Source organism: Brachybacterium sp. AG952 (genome assembly GCF_004362645.1).
GTDB lineage: Bacteria > Actinomycetota > Actinomycetes > Actinomycetales > Dermabacteraceae > Brachybacterium > Brachybacterium conglomeratum.
The window spans coordinates 869,636-886,901 of sequence record NZ_SNXV01000001.1; the positions used below are offsets into that span (position 1 = coordinate 869,636).

Below are 17,266 nucleotides of genomic sequence, written 5' to 3' on the forward strand. Positions count from 1 at the left end.
GGTGCAGTGGTCTGCGGAGGGCAGGAGGGCGCGCGGAGGCGCCCCTGCCCGGTGGTGGGGCACGGGTGGGGAGCTCAGCTCCCGGCGTGCAGGGGGCCGATCGTGTGGAGCAGCTCCGCGCCGTGGCCGGCGTCCGGGAAGTGCTCCTCGGTGATCAGCTCGGTGATCTCCTCGCTCGCGCCGTGACGGCGGGCGAAGGAGGCGAAGAGCCGCTGCGAGGCGGTGTTGTCCTCCGTGATGGTGGTCTCGAGCCGCCTCACCTGCGGGAGGTCCTTGAGCAGGGCGTCGAGCATCCGGCCGGCGACCTGCTTGCCGCGCTGGGAGGCGTCCACCGCGATCTGCCAGACGAAGAGCGTCTCGGGCGCGGCGGGACGGAGGTACCCGAGCACGAAGCCCACGCCCTCCCCGTCCCGCACTGCGAGGCGGGAGGTGGCCGCGAAGTCGCGGGCCAGCAGGAGGTAGGCGTAGGAGGTGTTCAGATCGAGCGTGCCGCTGTCGCGGGCCAGGCGCCACATGGCGGCGCCGTCGGCCAGGGACGGAGGCCGGATCTGAAGGCCGGGGCTGTCTCCCTCGGCCTGATCGGTGGGTGAAGGGTGGTCTGCGCTGTGCGTCGTCAACGGGCCCATATCGCCGTCCACGCTAGCCCGGCGACGCGACGATCGGGACCCCCCCGGTCGGGGCGCGGAGGGGGTCCCTCGGTGTGTCGTGACGCAATCGTGACGATCTGGCGTCCGCTCCACGGATTGTCCGACAACCCCGTTCGATGTGTAGCGACCTGCGGTGTTGTCATGCAGGTCGGCGAGCGGATCCGAGGTGGGCGAGGGTGGAAGTGGTGTGCATCACGTGTCCGTGCTCTGGGACGCAGGGCTCGCGCGCGCGGGGGTATGGAGGACTCCGGCGCCCGGCCCGTCGGGTGGAGAGCCCGGGGAGCGCCTGCCCCTCCCGCTACCGTCGAGCCCATGAACCCCCTCGAATCCCTCAACGAGTTCCTCGGCAATGCCGAGGGCTGGCTGTGGACCTGGGCAGGGATGCCCGTGGTCATCCTCCTCGGCCTCTACTTCACCGTCCGCACCGGCGCGGTCCAGCTGCGGATGATCCCCGCGATGCTCTCCGCGATCGCGCAGAAGCCGGTGCAGGAGGAGGTCGAGGACCCCGCCACCGACGCGAAGCGCTCGAAGTCCCTCAGCGCCTTCCAGGCCTTCTCCGTCTCCGCCGCGGCCCGCGTGGGAACCGGCAACATCTCCGGCGTGGCCGGTGCGATCTTCCTCGGCGGCCCCGGCGCGGTGCTGTGGATGTGGGTGATGTGCGTGCTCACCGGCGCGGCGAGCTTCATCGAGTCGACCCTCGCCCAGCTGTGGAAGACTCGCGCGGATGACACCTACAAGGGCGGCCCCGCCTTCTACATCCACCGCGGCCTCGGCTCGCGCGGCTTCGGCGCCTTCTTCGCGGTGCTGTTCATCTTCTGCTTCGCCTTCGCCTTCACCTCGCTGCAGGCCAACACCATCGTCGACGCCGTCACCGGCGCGGTCTCCCTCTACACCGACCCCGACGGCCTGCCCTGGCTCGCCCCTGTGCTGGGGATCCTGCTCGCGGCGCTGACCGCCGGAATCATCTTCGGCGGCATGCGCCGCGTGGCGACCGTCGCCCAGAACATGGTCCCGATCATGGCGGGTCTCTATCTGCTGATCGGCATCGTCATCGTCGGCCTGCACCTGGGCGAGCTGCCCCGCGTGCTCACGCAGATCGTCACCGAGGCGGTCTCCCCGCAGGCCGCGATCGGCGGCGGGATCGGCGCCGTGATCGTCAACGGCGTCCAGCGCGGCATGCTCTCGAACGAGGCCGGCATGGGCTCGGTCCCGAACGTCGCCGCGACCGCCTCGGTCAGCCACCCGGTCAAGCAGGGTCTCGTCCAGACCCTCGGCGTCTACTTCGACACCCTGCTGATCTGCTCGATCACCGCGTTCATCGTGCTGGTCTCCTTCCCCGACGTCTCCACCGGAGGTGAGGGCCTGATGATGGTTCAGGAGTCGCTCTCGAGCACCCTCGGGCCGTGGGCCGCGATCCTGCTCGCGGCGATCATGTTCCTGCTCGCCTTCACCTCGGTGCTGGGCAACTTCTCCTACGGCGAAGCGAACATGCACTTCCTGACCTCGAAGCGGGGCTGGCACGTGGCCTTCGGCGTCGCCGTCGTGGCGCTCGTGCTGATGGGCTCCGTGATCGCGGTCGACCTCGCCTGGACCATCGCGGGCGTCTCGATGGTGTTCATCGCGCTGATCAACCTCGTGGTGATCGCTCTGCTGGCCCCCACGGCGGTGAAGCTGCTGAAGCACTACAACGCCCAGCGCGCCCAGGGACTGGACCCGATCTTCCTCGCCTCCGACCTGCCCGAGATCAAGAACGTCGAGGTCTGGGTCGACGAGGACGTGTGCGACTACCAGGACGCCCGCGAGGAGGCTGCCGCCCGCTGACGGTCGGGATCGCGGCGGGCCGACGGGCTCGTCGCCCCATGTCCGAAGGGCGTCGACCCTGCCTCGGTGGGCGTCGACCCCGCCTCGGAGGTTCGTCGCGCTCGCCCCGATGGGCACAGAGTCTTCACGCGCCGCGCCGAGGACGTGCACGCTCTCGGCACGGCGCGCTCGTAGCCTCGTCCGCGATGACGAGCAGTACCAGCAGCACCGCGAGCCCTGCGACGGGGAAGAGGGCCCTCTCGAGCCCTGCGACCGCGACGGGCCCTGCGCGCACGACGAGCGCCGCGGCGCCGACAGGCGAGCCGACCCGTCAGCACTGGATGGACCTCCTGCGGGGCACGGCGATCCTGCTGGTGATCGCGCACCACCTGCGCCTGGTCCAGCAGATCTGGGACGGCGGCACGCCCTGGGCGATGGTCGAGCTGTCCGAGGCGCTGGCCCCCTTCCGGATGCCGGCGCTGCTGTTCGCCTCCGGTCTGCTGCTGGCCCGCTCCCTGAGCCGCCCGCCCGGCCGCTTCCTCGCCGGGAAGCTCCGCGGCCTGCTGTGGCCGTGGCTGCTGTGGTCCGCGGTGATGCTGCCGATCCTCGGCTGGGGCCACGCCGACGAGCCGCTGTGGTGGCTGAACGGGATGTACACCTGGTTCCTCGCCGCGCTGTTCTGCTACTACGTGATCGGGCTGGTCACGAGGCGGATCCATCCCGGATGGGTGGCGCTCGCCTCGGTGGTGGCGTGGACGGCGCTGCCGCTGCTGGGGGCGGCGCACGACATGGTCGGGCCGCGCCCGGACAAGTTCGTGTTCTATGCGGTGTTCTTCTTCGCGGGCGCCGCGCTGCGTCCGTTGCTGGCTCGTCAGTCGGTGCCCTGGGCGGTGACGGTCCCCGCGCTCGCCGTCGCAGCGGCTTGGGCGCTGCACGCCGCTCGGATCGACGCGGAGCCGCGGGTGCCCGTGCTCACCCAGGTCGTGGTGCTGCTGGCCGTGGTGGGAGCAGTGGGCGTGCTCCAGCGGCTCCCGCGCCTGCACGCGCTGCGCCCCGTGGAGTGGCTGGGCCGCAACTCGATCGTCCCGTATCTGGTGCACCTGCCGGTGATCGAGCTGCTCGGCCGGCACATCGACCTGCCCGCCGGGCCGGGGACGTTCGCGCTGTACTACGCGGTGACCATCGGCGTCTGCGTGCTCGCGGTGCTGCTGCGGCCAGTCACCGGTTTCCTCTATGCGTTCCCGGCGCGGAAGGCCTCGAAGGCGCCCGCTGCGGCAGCCGGCGAGTCGATCTCGCAGGCCGTCGAGCCCATCGTGGATCGCGCCGTCGACGCGATGCCTGCGGCAGGCGCCGCCCCCGTGGGCGAGGCCGCCCCTGCCTGCACGCGCCGGTAGGATGGGCAGGCCCGCTCGGCGGGCACGGGCCTGTAGCTCAGTTGGCAGAGCATCGGACTTTTAATCCGCGGGTCGAGGGTTCGATCCCCTCCGGGCCCACCGCAGGTCAGACCGGAGAAGTTTCCTCTAGGGTAAGTGCTTCGAGCCGGAGTTGACAGCAGCTTTGACAGCAACGCGGCTGTGCGGGTGCAGCGTGGCAAGTTGTGGATAGGAACGCCGAGTCGGCACCTTTGTGCAGGCCGTGATTCGTCAAATCGCGGACTTCGGGGGCGCGGCCCCCTTTCAGTCAGTCGAGCAGTCGTCGCCCTCATTGCTATCTGGGGGATCGAAAACTGTAGTGAGTTCGTCTCGGATGACGAGCGCGTTTGCGCAGTTCGTCGGGTATCCAGTCAGTAGATCTCTGTCGCCACGGAAAGTGCAGTTCTCCGCTACAAGAGTGATGCTTTCGGCAATCTGGTACATGTAGCCTGACAGTCCGGATGTGTGGAGGCCGTCTTTGCCTTTCGGGTAATTTTCATACTTTGTACGATTGTACTTGACTCCCAGTAGGTCAATGAAGGCCTTCTCGGCATCGGCGATTACCTTCTTTTTCTCAAGAAAGTCGGGCCCGCCGGGGTGCCCAGTCAGGCGGTCCGTCAATGCGAGCGTTCGCACAGATACTGGCTCGATATCGAAGGCGAAGAGGTAGATCTCCTCAGAGATCCGTCCGCCGCCATATATCGCGAACTCGTTATTTAGGATACGCTGGCGAGCTTCGTGTGATCCGCTGAACAAGCGGACGCCAGTGTTGTTTTCATTGGAGATGCCGACGTACAGGAGTTCATAGTTGGTAAATTTTCGTAGATGGTGTAGCCCGGAGATTCCAGGCTTATTCCTCCATCGGTCGAAGAGTAGCTTCTCTGTCGTGAACCAGTCGAGAAGTGGTGCACGATCCGCGTCTACTTCACTTGCGGACCCCTCGTGTATTGAAAAGAACTTGTGGCCCTCGTCAAAGGAAAGGGTAATATCGGCGTGAGGGGACGAGGATGGAAGTTCGTCCAGGTTGATCTCGGCGCAATCCTCAACAGTCTCGCCTGTGTCCAGCGTCATCTTCAGGGGGAGTGTTAGGAGGGTATCATCACTTGAGATCTCCGGATGGCCAAAGAAGATCTGCGGGCGCTTTGCGATCATATAGAAGTTGCTGTCTTCCAGTACAGCTTTCACCTCACTGTCAGATGCTATGTATTCTGCTTCAAAGCTTGAAACGGGCGGGTATACAAGTCGCAGGTAGTTTAAGGCGATACGGGACGAGTCCATACGCTCATTATGCTGCGTGCAGGGGCGATGTGAGGGGTCAAGTCCCTGGGAGTGGTGTAGCGATCCTTCGCTGAAGGGGTTAGGCGGTCAGGGCGGGTAGGGAGCTGGTGGTGACCTCCTCGGTGTTGGTGTCGGGGACGAGGTTGAGGCGGCAGCGGGCGAGGACGTCGAGTCCGAGGTAGCGGCGTCCTTCGGCCCACTCGTCGGTCTGTTCGGCTAGGACTGCGCCGACGAGGCGGACGATCGCCTCGCGGGTGGGGAAGATGCCGACGGAGTCCGTGCGGCGACGGATCTCCTTGTTCAGCCGTTCGGTGGGGTTGTTCGACCAGATCTGGACCCATACGTCCTTGGGGAACGTGGTGAACGCGAGCAGATCTGCTCGAGCGGCGTCGAGGTGTTCGGCCACGCCGGGAGCTTCTCACCGGCGTAGTCCAGCAACCGCTCGAACTGGGCGTTCACGGCGGCGGCGTCGGGCTGGTGATAGACGCTGTGCAGCATCGCTTTCACCGCTGGCCACATGCTCTTGGGCGTCACGGCCATGAGGTTCGCGGCGTAGTGGGTGCGGCACCGCTGCCAGGCCGCCCCGGGCAGGTGCGCAGTGATCGCTTCGACCAGTCCCGCATGCGCATCGGAGGTCACCAGGCGGACCCCGGCGAGGCCGCGGGCGACGAGGTCGGCGAAGAAGCCGTTCCACGCAGCGCCGGTCTCGGAGGTGGCCACCCGCATTCCGAGGACCTCGCGGTGCCCGTCTCCGTTCACGCCGGTGGCGAGCAGGACGACGGCGTTGATCACGCGCCCACCCTCACGGACCTTCATCGTCAGGGCGTCGGCAGAGACGAACGTGAAGGGGCCGGCCTCGTCCAGGGGGCGGTGGCGGAACTGCTCGACGTGCTCGTCTAACGACTCCGCCATCCTGCTGAACTGCGACTTCGAAAGACTGTTGATGCCCAGAGTCTTCACGAGCTTATCCATGCGACGGGTGGAGACACCTGCGAGATAGCAGTCCGCGACGACCGTGATCAGGGCGGACTCGGCGCGCTTGCGCCGCTCGAGCAGCCACTCAGGGAAGTAGGTGCCGGTGCGGAGCTTGGGAGCGGCGACGTCGATCGTGCCGATGCGGGTGTCGAGGTCGCGGTGGCGGTAGCCGTTGCGCTGCGCAGACCGGCTAGCGCTGGGCCGGCCGTACTCCGCGCCGGCAACGGCATCAGCGTCCGCGGAGAGCAGCGTGTTGATCACGTCTTGGAGCAGGCTGCGCATCAGATCCGGGGATGCTTCGGCCAGGGCTTCACCGAGCAGGCCGGAAGGGTCGACAATGTGGGGAGCGGTCATCGTGATGACTCCGTTCGAGAGTGCTGTGGAAGGTTCACTCGAAGGATCACACGGTGGCCGCGTCCCCGTCCGGGACGGTCACGGCAGCCACCGCGCTACACCACTATCGGGGACTCAACTCCAGGTAATTCAAATAGCGATCGGCAATCCTGTCGCAGAGTGCTGACCTGAAGCGACACGGTCTCTACTTAGTCACTTCCCTGACAAGAGTGTAGAATTGCTTAAGCGTACAAACGGCAAAAGGCAACCCGGTGAGTGCCTCAACTTCTGCAGAAAGCACTGGGTGCGCCACGCCGGTCCGAGACCAGTCTTGTTTTTGATCTTCGGTGATCAAAAGAACACCATGCACATCTGTCAGATCGGACGACGCTAACGCATAAAGGAAATCTGCCCAGACAAAAAAGTCACCGTGATTCGAGTCGGGGTCGGCGAAGCCTGGAGGGGTCTTGGTGTCATTCCGAATCTGGGCGAGCCTAGAAAACCGAACTCGCGGAACAGATTTCGAAATAGCCCGGGCGGCGAGGTTCGATAGGGTTCCCACGAACGCCTTCTGGTTATTCTCGTCGATCCAGTCCCCGTGCCATTGGGTAAACGCGTGCGCGGCGGTAATTAGCTCTTCGCTATGCGGCCCGAGGCTTCGATCCAACTTTTCGACTTCACTGGAGAGGTCCTCGATTTCTTTCTTAATTCTCTTTGCGTTCGGCTGCACTGCGGACAGAGCATTGTTCCACACCTCCTGAACAACCTGTCCCGGTATAATTAGTGGGGCATCGTGAACGCTCGCTAAATAATCGACGGCGTCAGCGCCGCTGGCGCCATTCAGTCCTATCCTGAACAGTGCATTTGTGTCCAGCCCGATAGCGATTCGGGATGATAAGCTGAAGTCTGATAAAGCGCCCTGTGGCGTTTCTTGGGTTTTCCTGAGGCTGTCCGCCAAATGCTCAATGACCGAGTATGTAGTGTCACGGTTAAGAACTTCAAATGTGAGGTCTATTTCCGAGGCTGGATTGCCGTCGAGCATATCATGCTCAGTCATACCAAACCTCGGTGGCGCGATCGCTCATCCTGGCTCCGATTTTGTCAATTGCCTCCAGGTCCCATGATGGGTAAGACGTGATGTCTGCAGTCCATTCACTCGGTATTCCTGACGGCGCTAGGGAGTTGATAAAGCCGTCCCAAGAGGAGCTTCCCATGGGCCGCCTTGATTCAGTCGCCAGGAATGAGTTTCCGATTGTCGAGACCCAGTATGCCACGCGATCCTCTTCAACGTGCGACCAGTCAGCATTGCGCGGCTTGATGAAGAATAGGTTTCCATTGCCGGCGGGGGTTATTGTGCTTTCCAGCGCCGATTCGCGTATTACTGCAAGGGTGCTTTTGTTCATTGATCGGTGATGGACGCGCTCGGCAAAGTCGCTCCGGTCCGGACTTAAATCGCCTAGATCCCGAAGGGCTGGCTCCCAGTGGCCTTCTGATTTGATCCGTCGCGCAGTGTGCCCGAAGCGTCTCTCGACATTGCCGGTTCCAAGGCTCCCCACTACGATACGCCGGACCACCAGGCGAAGTAGGTCGAGCGCGCCGGTATCGCTGTTGGGATTTGACGCCATGGCGAGAAGTATTGGTCGGACGGAGACAATACCCAATCTGTTGAGTACGGAAAATACTCCTAGCTGCGTTTCAGAGGCTGGCCCGTCTGCTGTTGGATCCATCATTTGGCGATAAAGAGGCAAAGTCTGGTTGAGGAGATCCATGAGGTCGCTAGGACTGACTGGCGTCTCCGCCGACCCCGCCCGTGCGGTGAGGACATCGTATAAATCTCGAGGCAGCACATGGCCGTGCGTTGTCGAAACCGCGTGTCTAATGAACTGGACGAGTGATGTTTGATTCTCTATGCCAAAAGCTCCGGCAATGGCGCTCCACTGCGCGTAGCGTTCAGTTCGGTAGTTAGCTGGAGTCTGGCTTAGTACGTAGCTCTTCAGGAGGTCAGCGGTCGTTAGCTCTTTCCCGCGGGTGTTGATCACCTCGAAAACCCTGTAAGCGGAACCAGGGTCCGGATGAACAAATCGGGCCAGATACAGGTGATTGGTAATGAAGTCCGCCCAGATCCCAAGGCGCTTGAATGGGTCAGCCCGAAGGTCTTCCTGGAGGCTTCTGCTCAGCGCGTCGTAGGCTGCCGCAAGAAGTGAGCTGGTCGACTCGTCTCCCGCGCTATTTGTGACGTGACCTCCTGCAATTATCTTTTGCAATGCCTCATCATCCGGCTCGCTGGATAATGTAACCCGGGGGTGTTCTTGATCTGTTTGAAAGTCGATGGAGACAAGGAAGTTTGCGCGCAGCCGATCCGCCAATGCTTTTCGGTCATACCTAAGCGCTTCGTGATATAAAATGGACGCCAGGAGCGTGATCGTTAGTATTCGCTGCTGCCCGTCGACAATATCCTTTCGCGCGCCCTCTCCTGTGACGATGATCAATCCTAGGAAATAGGAGTCTTCGTGGATTGATTTCGCCAAATCTCCAAAGAACTCTTCCACCTCATCCTTCTTCCAGGCGTATTCTCGCTGAAATTGAGGGACCCTGAAAGTGCTACCCGAAAACAGTGCTCCGGCAGTCGTCGATGCGGCATCGAGAGGTGTGTCCATACGCTGATGATACCTAGGTCGCGGCGCGCGGACGTAGCGGCCGTCGGGATCTTCTGGTTGGCTGAATCTTCAGTCCGTGGGGTTGTGCGGAGCTTGATCGGGTTCAATCAGGCCGGCGGAGGCAGGGGTTGGCAGGGCCATGAGTGATCTCGCCTGATCGTGTCTGACAGCAACGCTGACAGCAACGTGATGGCGTTGGTCGGTCTCGCTTCAGCAGAGCGAGCGCCCTGATCTGCAGAAACTTGCAGGTTCGCTCGTGTTCGGACGGACTTTTAATCCGCGGGTCGAGGGTTCGATCCCCTCCGGGCCCACCCTGGTCGAAGCCTGTCGTCGGCGACATGGCCGCGTCCTGTGGGGAGTCGACGGGAACTTGGTCGCACACCCGGCCCGTATGGCGGGGAGTGCCTGCCGGCTGCGTCCGCGGGACGAGCAGGGTGTACACGGTGCGAGAACCATGTCGGCGACCCATCGGTGTCGAAGCGCGGTCTCGCCTGCGCGAGTGCCCAGGCGGAGGCGCTGGTAGGCGCCGCTCTGTTGACGGGTCCGGCATCCGGGGCGAGGAGCCGAGAGCCGCGTTCTCAGAGGTGGGCGGCAGCGGCCGGGCCGATGGGACCAGGGTCGATGACGACCAGGGAGGCGAGTTCGATGCGGTGGCGAGGTCGGGCCGTGTCGCTGCGGGCGAGGTCAGTTCGCGGTAGGGGCGAGATCGTTCAGGAGTGCACGGACGCGGGCGTCGATGTCGTCCCGCACCAGGCGCATGCGCTCCATTCCTTCGATGCCCCGCTGGGAGGGCTCATCGGTGTGCCAGGTGGTGACCGGCGCGGTCATTCTCTCGACGGGTTCGATGACGGCTTCGCCGCCGATGACGATCACGTGGTCGACGCTGCGCAGCAGTTCGGAGGTGACCGGCTGTGGGACGGCGGAGGACATGTCCGCGCCGACCTCGGCGATCGCCTCCGCGGACTGGGCATTGATGGCGGTGCCGGGGCGGGTGCCCGCGGAGTGCACCTCGACGGCATCTCCGGCGTGATGGCGCATGAGGGCGGCTGCCATCTGGGACTTGCCGCCGTTCTTCACGCACACGAACAGGACTGCGGGGCGTTTCGCGGTCATGGTGACTCGATCTCTCTGCTGGGTCATCGGGTGGGAACGGTCGCGTCGCCGGGGAAGAGCCGGCGGCCCATCGCGAGAGCGACGTAGACGAGGGCGACGAGGACCGGGACCTCGATCAGGGGGCCGACGACACCGGCGAGGGCCTGGCCGGAGGTGACGCCGAAGGTGCCGATGGCGACGGCGATGGCGAGCTCGAAGTTGTTGCCCGAGGCGGTGAACGCGACGGTCGTGGACTTGGCGTAATTCAGGCCGATCGCCCGTCCGAGCAGGAAGGACCCCAGGAACATGACCACGAAGTAGACCAGCAGCGGCAGAGCGATGCGGGCCACGTCTCCCGGGGCGGAGAGGATCGCGTCGCCTTGGAGAGCGAACAGCAGCACGATGGTGAACAGCAGCCCGTACAGCGCCCACGGGCCGATCTTCGGGAGGAACCGCTCCTCGTACCAGGCCCGACCCTTCGCCTTCTCCCCGAGGACGCGGGTCAGGAACCCGGCGACCAGGGGGATCCCGAGGAAGATCAGCACGCTGAGGACGATCGCGCCGATCGAGAACTCGGCCGACGTGGTCGGCAGCCCCAGCCACGACGGCAGCGCCTGGAGGTAGAACCAGCCCAGGGCACCGAAGGCGATCACCTGGAAGACGGAGTTGATCGCGACCAGTACGGCGGCAGCTTCGCGGTCACCGCAGGCGAGGTCGTTCCAGATGAGCACCATCGCGATGCAGCGCGCGAGGCCCACGATGATCAGGCCGGTCCGGTACTCCGGCAGGTCGGCAAGGAAGATCCACGCGAGGCCGAACATGAGGGCCGGTCCGACGATCCAGTTCAGCACCAGCGAGGTCACCAGCAGGCGTCGGTCCGCGCCGATGCGCCGGGTCTCGTCGTAGCGGACCTTCGCCAGGACCGGGTACATCATCACCAGCAGCCCGATCGCGATGGGCAGGGACACAGACCCGATCTTCACCGCCTCCAGCGCGGTGTTCAGGCCGGGGACGAACCGCCCCAGCAGGAGTCCCACGGCCATGGCGGCCAGGATCCATACCGGGAGCCAGCGATCGAGGAAGGACATCTCCTTCATCACGCGCGGCTGCTCCACATCCTTGGTGGTCGTGCTCATCAGGCCCAGACACCTTCCATCGACGGTTATCGATGAGTACGCTATGTTCCACATCGATGACTGTCAATGTAAGGTGAGGGCATGACCACGAGGACCGACGCCACGGCCACCGGACTCGCGGCGAGGACCGGCTCTGAGGAGTGCTGCACGCTGTCCGCAGGTCCGGTCGACACCGTCGACGCCGAGCGGATCGCCTCCCTGCTGAAGGCGCTGTCCGACCCCACGCGGCTCCGGCTCCTCTCCCACGTCGCCGCCCAGGGCTGTGAGTCGGTCTGCGCGTGCGATCTCACCGAGCCGCTCGGCATCAGTCAGCCCACCGTCAGCCACCACATGAAGAAGCTCGTCGACGCCGGCCTGCTCACGCGCGAGCAGAAGGGCCGCTGGGCCCACTACTCCGTCGTCCCGTCAGCCTTTGCCGAACTCCGCGCGTTCCTCGACATCGCCTGAGCCTCACCCCCGGCCGGGAGGCTCCCATGACCGCTCGCCTCAGCGTCTTGTTCGTCTGTGTCCACAACGCCGGTCGATCCCAGATGGCAGCCGGGTGGCTGAGAGAGCTCGCCGGGGACCGCATCGAGGTCCGCTCCGCCGGGTCTGCGCCCGCCGACTCGATCAACCCCGCAGCGGTGGAGGCCATGGCGGAGGTCGGCATCGAGATCTCCCACCAGAAGCCGAAGATCCTCACCCCCGAATCCGTCCAGGCCTCCGATGTGGTCATCACCATGGGATGCGGCGACGCCTGCCCCTACTACCCCGGCAAGCGGTACGAGGACTGGAAACTCGAGGACCCAGCCGGCAAGGGCGTCGCGGAAGTCCGCGCGGTGCGCGACGAGATCCGTACCCGCATCGAGGAGCTCATCGGCAGCTTGCTGTCCCGCGAGCCACTCGACATTCCAGTCCAAGGTTGAGGGAAGCCGAGCGCACGTGTGACTAGGGCTTCTGGGGACGCCATCCCCAAGGAACGGATGCCGACTCGTCTCGAACACCTCTTGACAGCAACGCTGACAGCGACGCGATGGTGTCCGTCGCGCTTCGGGTAGCAGTACGAGCCCTCTGACCTGCTTGTACACGCTCTGCGGCCGGTGCTCTGGCGGACTTTCAATCCGCTAGCCGTGGGTACGATCCCCACCGGGCCCACCAACGGGGAAACGTGACATCGACGTCGGCCACGAACGCCCTCAGACCCGGTGGAGCCCGTGCTTCGCGCGGTTCTCCCGGCGCTCACGACGCAGCTCCCGCGCCCAGTGCGGGTACATCCCCTCCGGCAGCGGGATTGCCGAGATCTGCGTGATGAGCAGTGCGAGGAACAGCGGGATCGACAGCAGGGCCGCCGGGATCCGGAGGAGACCGTCGGCGACGGGGAGAGCCGCCAGGGCGAAGCACAGGCAGAGGCCCGCGAGGGCGGGCCAGCCCAGCACCGTCATGCGCTCCTGGGACGTGCGAGGGAACATCCCGTCCCCCATCCAGCGTCGCGCTGTCGCGCTGCGGCCGAGCCTCCGCCAGATCACGTACACGACGATCGCCAGCGCGATCATCACGGCAGCGAGAGCGAGCAGCAGGTAGGGGATCACCCCAGCAGTCTGCCAGCCGTCCGGAGAGGGTCCGCAATCGCGGACGCGATGCGGATGGGGAGTCCTCCCCATTGCCGATGTCGGGCACGGGCAGAATGCTGGGGGCGATCACGACGAGATGCGGAGGAACGAGCACGTGGGCTTCTACGGGATGGACACGGCGGAGACCGAGGCCTTCGGCGAGCTGCTGGGCACCGACCGGGAGAGGATCGCGTCACGGATCGACGAGCTCGCCGGGGTCATCGCCGGGCTCGACGGCTTCTGGCGCGGCCCGGATGCCTCGGCCTTCTCCTCCACCTGGGAGTCCCTGCGCGGTGGTGCCATCACCTCGGCGCTCGACCGCCTCGAGACGATGCGCATGGAGCTGCGGGATCACATCGAGGAGCAGGACACGGCCTCCGGAGACAGCGAGTCGGTGCCCGCCGGACGCGGAGCCGGGGGCGAGGCCGCGGGCGATGACTCCGGGGGGCTCCCCTCGTTCCCGGGCGCGTTCCTGCCCAACGATTGGGAGGACGCGCTCGGTCAGGGGATCGGGGCGCTGGGGACCGGGCTCGACGCGCTCGGCGAACGTCTCCCGAGCTATCTGTACGAGACCCGGGCGGCGGACATCTTCGCCCGAGGCGGCGAGGATGCCCTGGTCCCATTCCTCAAGAACGCGGACATGTTCCGCGTCGCCGGCGAGGTCGCGGGCCCTATCGGCGACGTCGTCGGGGGAGTCGCAGCAGGGTGGGATCGTTGGGAGGCCGACGCATCGGATCCGAGCCTCAGCGACGGCGAGCGATGGGGCCGGGCCCTCCTGGACGGCGGTGCCAACATGGGCGGAGCCATGGGTGGAGCTGCCGCGGGGGCGGCGATCGGCAGCGTCGTCCCGGGCGTCGGCACGGTGATCGGAGGCGTGGTCGGCGGTATGATCGGCGGCTGGGCCGGCGGCGGCCTCGCGAACTGGGGCGTCGATGCGCTGCTCGACTGAGCGGAGCGGGACGGTCCGGCGCGGGACGACGGGAGGGTGCATGACGGACTCGGGCACTCGACGTGAGATCGCCTTCGTGGAGGGGATCCCGGAGGTCGCGCTGTCGTTCGAGGTCCCCGGGAGCTGGAGTCCGGAGCCCGGCGGCGGCACGGTCGCCCTGGCCGCCTTGCGTCCGAAAGAGGTCTCCGGCCCTTTCATGGACAACGTGGTCGTGACGATCGAGCGGCTCGACGAGGGCATGCCGACCGCTCTCGAGCTCGTGCACGGCGCGATGCGTCTCTGGATGAACGGCGTCGTGCAGGACCTCCACGTCATCGACGAGCGCCCGCTGCCCTTCGCGGGCCGGGACGGGATGTTCCTGGCGTACCTCCAGACGACCGAGCAGCACGTCTCGGTGATCACCCGTCAGTGCATCACCGTCGTCGCCGATGTCGTCGTCGGGGTCTCGCTCACGTCGTTCCCGTTCCGCGATGCCGAGGCCGAGGAGCTGTTCGAGGATGTCCTGGCGTCCTGCGCGCTGACGACGACGGAGGAGGCAGGGCGATGATCGAGGTCTCCTCGGACGGCACCACGTTCCGCGGCACGGAAGTGGAGATCGAGCAGCTGCATCGTCGACTCGCCGCGGCAGTCGACTCGCCGGCCCCGGCGCAGCTCGTCGGAACCGACGTCGACCATGCGGAGCGGGTCCGGGCCGAGCTCGTGGCCGCGATGGGGGCGGCGATCTCGTCACCCGTCTTCGCGCTCGGCCTGGACGTCTCGGGTCCCGGAGGGCTCCAGACCCACTCGTTCGTCGTCGGGCGGGACGGAATCGTGGTCCGACTCAGCCCTGTGCGCGACGGGGACGTCGAGCTCAGCGCCTTTCCCATGACGCTGCTCCCCGGAGCGATGACCCGAGTGGTCCGCTTCCTCCCCGGCCGCCCGCCGGCACACGACGCGCCCGCCCTGGGGTTCGCGCCCCAGGCCGTCGTGGACCTCACGGATCCGGCGCCTGACGTGCGCAGAGATGCCTGGGACGGCGTGCGACCCGTGCTCGAGGGGGCGGGTTACCCGGGGAGCGAGGACTCGTCCTGGCAGATGGTGCAGTCCCGAGCGACATGGACGCGCACGGATGGTCGGACGGCCGACGAGTTCTCGGTGCATCTGCGCTGGGAATCCCACTATTTCGTCGTGGTCGAGAGTGAGACCCAGGTCGACCTGGTGCCGGTGCCCTCGATCACCGCATGGGAGGCCATGGTGCAGGTGCTCCCCGGCCCTGCGGAGATCGCCCGACCGGCCTGAGGCTCGCGGACGGCGCGTCCCCCTTGCCGGCATGGGGAGGACTCGAACTCCCCGAAGCGTGCTCTCGCCAGGGAGCCGTGGGCGCCATACGATGCTCTCGGGAGAGACATCATCCACAGAGCGTGCTCGTACGGCCGTTCGGGTGACGAATCCACCTCGCGTCGTGGAGCACTCTCCTCCGCGGCGTCTTCGGGAACGCTCGAGAGGCGGCACGATGATGCCGACAGGGCCGACGTGCGATGCAGCGCCGGTGATCGTGTGCCTCCCCGTGACTCCGCTGGCCGTCGCCGTGTCGATCGAGGTCGCGCGGAATCGCTGAGCGGACGGTCCTGCTGTGCCGTGGCGACTGCCGCGGGTCCCGAGCGGCCCCGACGACGTCGTGCGAGTGTCCATACTGGCCCGATGGGCATCCGCCCCTGCACCGCCGCAGATCTGACGGTCCTGACCGAGAAGTGGCCCGTCCCGGGAGGCGTCCACGAAGCGCATGCGTCGAATGCGGCGCACGGCTCCTCGGACTACCTCGTGGCATGGCGCGACGGTGAGCCCCTCGGCTCCGCGGTGATCCGGTGGACCGGATTCGTCGGCGCCGAAGGGCGAGTCGCGCATCTTGACGCCGTGGAGATCTGCCATCTCCAGGTCCGGCCGGAGCATCGGGGGAGAGGCGTGGGGACCGCCCTGATCGCCGAGTCCGAGCGACGTGCCGAGGAACGCGGCCGCCTGCTCCTCGCCGTGAAGGTCGGCGAGGACAATCCTGGCGCACGGAGGCTGTACGAGCGTCTCGGGGACCGGGCCACGGGAACCGTCGATGTCAGCGAGTACGACTGGGTCGACGACGACGGAAGGACACACCACACCATCGAGCGCGATGAGATCCTCCTCCAGGACGTCGCGACGGAGTGAGGCCCGCGCTCGAGGCCGGCTCGTCGCGAGTCGCCCTTCGACGATCACGACGGCGGCCCACAGGGCGAGCGATCGGAGGAGTCGGATACCGTTCGACTCCCGTGGCTCGCAGCCAGTTCGCGCGCAGCGACACCGCGTCGGCCAGCAGCTCCTGAGCCCCACGGCCACCGCGCCACCGACACGAAGAGGACACGTCATGCGATTCGCGCTGCTGGGCACCGGTCGGATCAGCGGATGGTTCGCCAGGACCTGCCACGACTCCGGCATCGCCGAGCCCGCGATCGTGTACTCGCGCTCGCAGGAGCGGGGCGAGGAGTTCGCGCGTTCCCACGACATCGCCGCCTGGAGCGATGACCTCGACGCGATCCTCGCGGATCCGGAGATCGACGCCGTCTACGTCGCGAGCCCCATCCCCGCGCACGCCGCCCAGGTGCGCCAGGCGCTCGCGGCCGGCAAGCACGTGCTGTGCGAGAAGTCGCTCGCGGTTGACCTGGCCGAGGCGGAGGAGCTGGTCGAGGCCGCGAAGAAGGCGGACCGCGTCCTGCTCGAAGCAGTGCGCCACATCCACGACTCGGCGATGGAGACCATCCGTGCTCACCTGCCGGAGCTCGGCCGGATCTGGAGCGCCTCTTTCGAGATGATCCAGTACTCCAGCCGCTACGACGCCTTCCGCTCCGGCACGGTCCTGAACGCCTTCAACCCGGAGCTCGGCATCTCCGCCCTCGCGGACGTGGGCATCTACCCGCTGCACGCGGCCGTTCAGCTGTTCGGCGCCCCCCGCCGCACCGCCGCGATGACGCTCAGCCTTCCCAACGACTTCCAGGCCAGCGCCACTGTGCTGCTGGACTGCACCAGCACCGTCGTGACCTGCCGCTACTCGAAGGTCACGCACGGTGTCACCCCCAGTGTGATCGAGGGCGAGGACGCGACGATGACCATCGACAAGATCGCTGAGCCCTCCGAGATCGGCCTCCACTACCGCGACGGCCGCACCCGCACCCTCATGTCCGTCCCGGCGCGGCGCCCCGGCGACACCATGACCGGCGAGCTGGAGGTCTTCGCACAGCTCGTCGAGGCGCACGACGTCGACCACCGCTTCCACGCGCAGACCCTCGCGGTGCAGGCGATCGTCGACGAGATCACCGCACAGGCCGGAGAGAGCGCCCCGCCCGTGCGCTGACCTGTGCGATCACGGGGTCAGGGCCCGGCCCTCGACGCTC

At 66.2% G+C, this 17,266-nt stretch carries 16 protein-coding genes, 1 tRNA gene and 1 pseudogene; 10 read left to right on the forward strand and 8 right to left on the reverse strand.

What is annotated here, in order from left to right; genetic code table 11:
- Nucleotides 1-74: 74 nt before the first annotated feature.
- Complete coding sequence (ectA, locus tag DEU31_RS03810) at nt 75-626, reverse strand: diaminobutyrate acetyltransferase (protein WP_133675871.1); 552 nt, start codon at nt 624-626, stop codon at nt 75-77.
- 333 nt (nt 627-959) lie between these two features.
- Between ectA and DEU31_RS03815 the strand changes: the two genes are divergently transcribed.
- The 3 genes from DEU31_RS03815 (at nt 960) to DEU31_RS03825 (ending at nt 3,940) form a co-directional block, all read left to right on the forward strand.
- Nucleotides 960-2,468, forward strand: a complete 1,509-nt coding sequence (locus DEU31_RS03815) for an alanine/glycine:cation symporter family protein (protein WP_133675873.1) — start codon at nt 960-962, stop codon at nt 2,466-2,468.
- A gap of 185 nt (nt 2,469-2,653) precedes the next feature.
- Nucleotides 2,654-3,841, forward strand: a complete 1,188-nt coding sequence (locus tag DEU31_RS03820) for an acyltransferase (RefSeq protein WP_166649376.1) — start codon at nt 2,654-2,656, stop codon at nt 3,839-3,841.
- A 26-nt stretch (nt 3,842-3,867) separates the two neighbouring features.
- A tRNA-Lys gene (locus DEU31_RS03825) sits at nt 3,868-3,940 on the forward strand.
- Between the two features lie 183 nt (nt 3,941-4,123).
- On the opposite strand, the gene DEU31_RS03830 is transcribed toward DEU31_RS03825, so the two are convergent.
- The 6 genes and pseudogenes from DEU31_RS03830 to arsB form a co-directional block, all read right to left on the reverse strand.
- The gene (locus DEU31_RS03830; protein WP_133675876.1) at nt 4,124-5,137 is read right to left on the reverse strand and encodes a hypothetical protein; all 1,014 of its coding nucleotides are present in this window, start codon (nt 5,135-5,137) and stop codon (nt 4,124-4,126) included.
- A gap of 79 nt (nt 5,138-5,216) precedes the next feature.
- Nucleotides 5,217-6,466 (reverse strand): annotated as a pseudogene (locus DEU31_RS03835) (IS256 family transposase).
- A 184-nt stretch (nt 6,467-6,650) separates the two neighbouring features.
- On the reverse strand, nt 6,651-7,502 hold the full coding sequence (locus tag DEU31_RS03840) for a PIN-like domain-containing protein (protein WP_133675878.1): 852 nt from the start codon (nt 7,500-7,502) through the stop codon (nt 6,651-6,653).
- On the reverse strand, nt 7,495-9,102 hold the full coding sequence (locus tag DEU31_RS03845; protein ID WP_133675880.1) for a DUF262 domain-containing protein: 1,608 nt from the start codon (nt 9,100-9,102) through the stop codon (nt 7,495-7,497). Before DEU31_RS03845 ends, DEU31_RS03840 begins: the two co-directional genes overlap by 8 nt.
- A 684-nt stretch (nt 9,103-9,786) precedes the next feature.
- On the reverse strand, nt 9,787-10,215 hold the full coding sequence (locus DEU31_RS03850) for a low molecular weight phosphatase family protein (protein WP_133675882.1): 429 nt from the start codon (nt 10,213-10,215) through the stop codon (nt 9,787-9,789).
- A gap of 23 nt (nt 10,216-10,238) precedes the next feature.
- The gene (gene arsB, locus DEU31_RS03855; RefSeq protein WP_126988880.1) at nt 10,239-11,330 is read right to left on the reverse strand and encodes an ACR3 family arsenite efflux transporter; all 1,092 of its coding nucleotides are present in this window, start codon (nt 11,328-11,330) and stop codon (nt 10,239-10,241) included.
- A gap of 81 nt (nt 11,331-11,411) precedes the next feature.
- Between arsB and DEU31_RS03860 the strand changes: the two genes are divergently transcribed.
- Nucleotides 11,412-11,777, forward strand: a complete 366-nt coding sequence (locus tag DEU31_RS03860) for a metalloregulator ArsR/SmtB family transcription factor (RefSeq protein ID WP_010550430.1) — start codon at nt 11,412-11,414, stop codon at nt 11,775-11,777.
- Between the two features lie 26 nt (nt 11,778-11,803).
- Complete coding sequence (locus DEU31_RS03865) at nt 11,804-12,235, forward strand: arsenate reductase ArsC (RefSeq protein WP_010550429.1); 432 nt, start codon at nt 11,804-11,806, stop codon at nt 12,233-12,235.
- A gap of 270 nt (nt 12,236-12,505) precedes the next feature.
- Here DEU31_RS03865 and DEU31_RS03870 read toward each other — a convergent pair whose 3' ends face one another.
- A complete protein-coding gene (locus DEU31_RS03870; protein WP_133675884.1) occupies nt 12,506-12,898 on the reverse strand; it encodes a hypothetical protein in 393 nt (130 codons plus the stop codon).
- Nucleotides 12,899-13,016: 118 nt separating this feature from the next.
- On the opposite strand from DEU31_RS03870, the gene DEU31_RS03875 reads away from it, so the two are divergent.
- The 5 genes from DEU31_RS03875 (at nt 13,017) to DEU31_RS03895 (ending at nt 17,226) form a co-directional block, all read left to right on the forward strand.
- Complete coding sequence (locus tag DEU31_RS03875; RefSeq protein WP_133675886.1) at nt 13,017-13,868, forward strand: WXG100 family type VII secretion target; 852 nt, start codon at nt 13,017-13,019, stop codon at nt 13,866-13,868.
- Nucleotides 13,869-13,908: 40 nt separating this feature from the next.
- The gene (locus DEU31_RS03880) at nt 13,909-14,415 is read left to right on the forward strand and encodes a hypothetical protein (RefSeq protein WP_133675888.1); all 507 of its coding nucleotides are present in this window, start codon (nt 13,909-13,911) and stop codon (nt 14,413-14,415) included.
- On the forward strand, nt 14,412-15,146 hold the full coding sequence (locus DEU31_RS03885; protein WP_133675890.1) for a hypothetical protein: 735 nt from the start codon (nt 14,412-14,414) through the stop codon (nt 15,144-15,146). Before DEU31_RS03880 ends, DEU31_RS03885 begins: the two co-directional genes overlap by 4 nt.
- 402 nt (nt 15,147-15,548) lie before the next feature.
- Entirely contained in the window at nt 15,549-16,046 is a 498-nt protein-coding gene (locus tag DEU31_RS03890) for a GNAT family N-acetyltransferase (RefSeq protein WP_133675892.1), read from the forward strand.
- Between the two features lie 196 nt (nt 16,047-16,242).
- Nucleotides 16,243-17,226, forward strand: a complete 984-nt coding sequence (locus tag DEU31_RS03895; protein ID WP_166649377.1) for a Gfo/Idh/MocA family oxidoreductase — start codon at nt 16,243-16,245, stop codon at nt 17,224-17,226.
- Nucleotides 17,227-17,266: the final 40 nt, after the last annotated feature.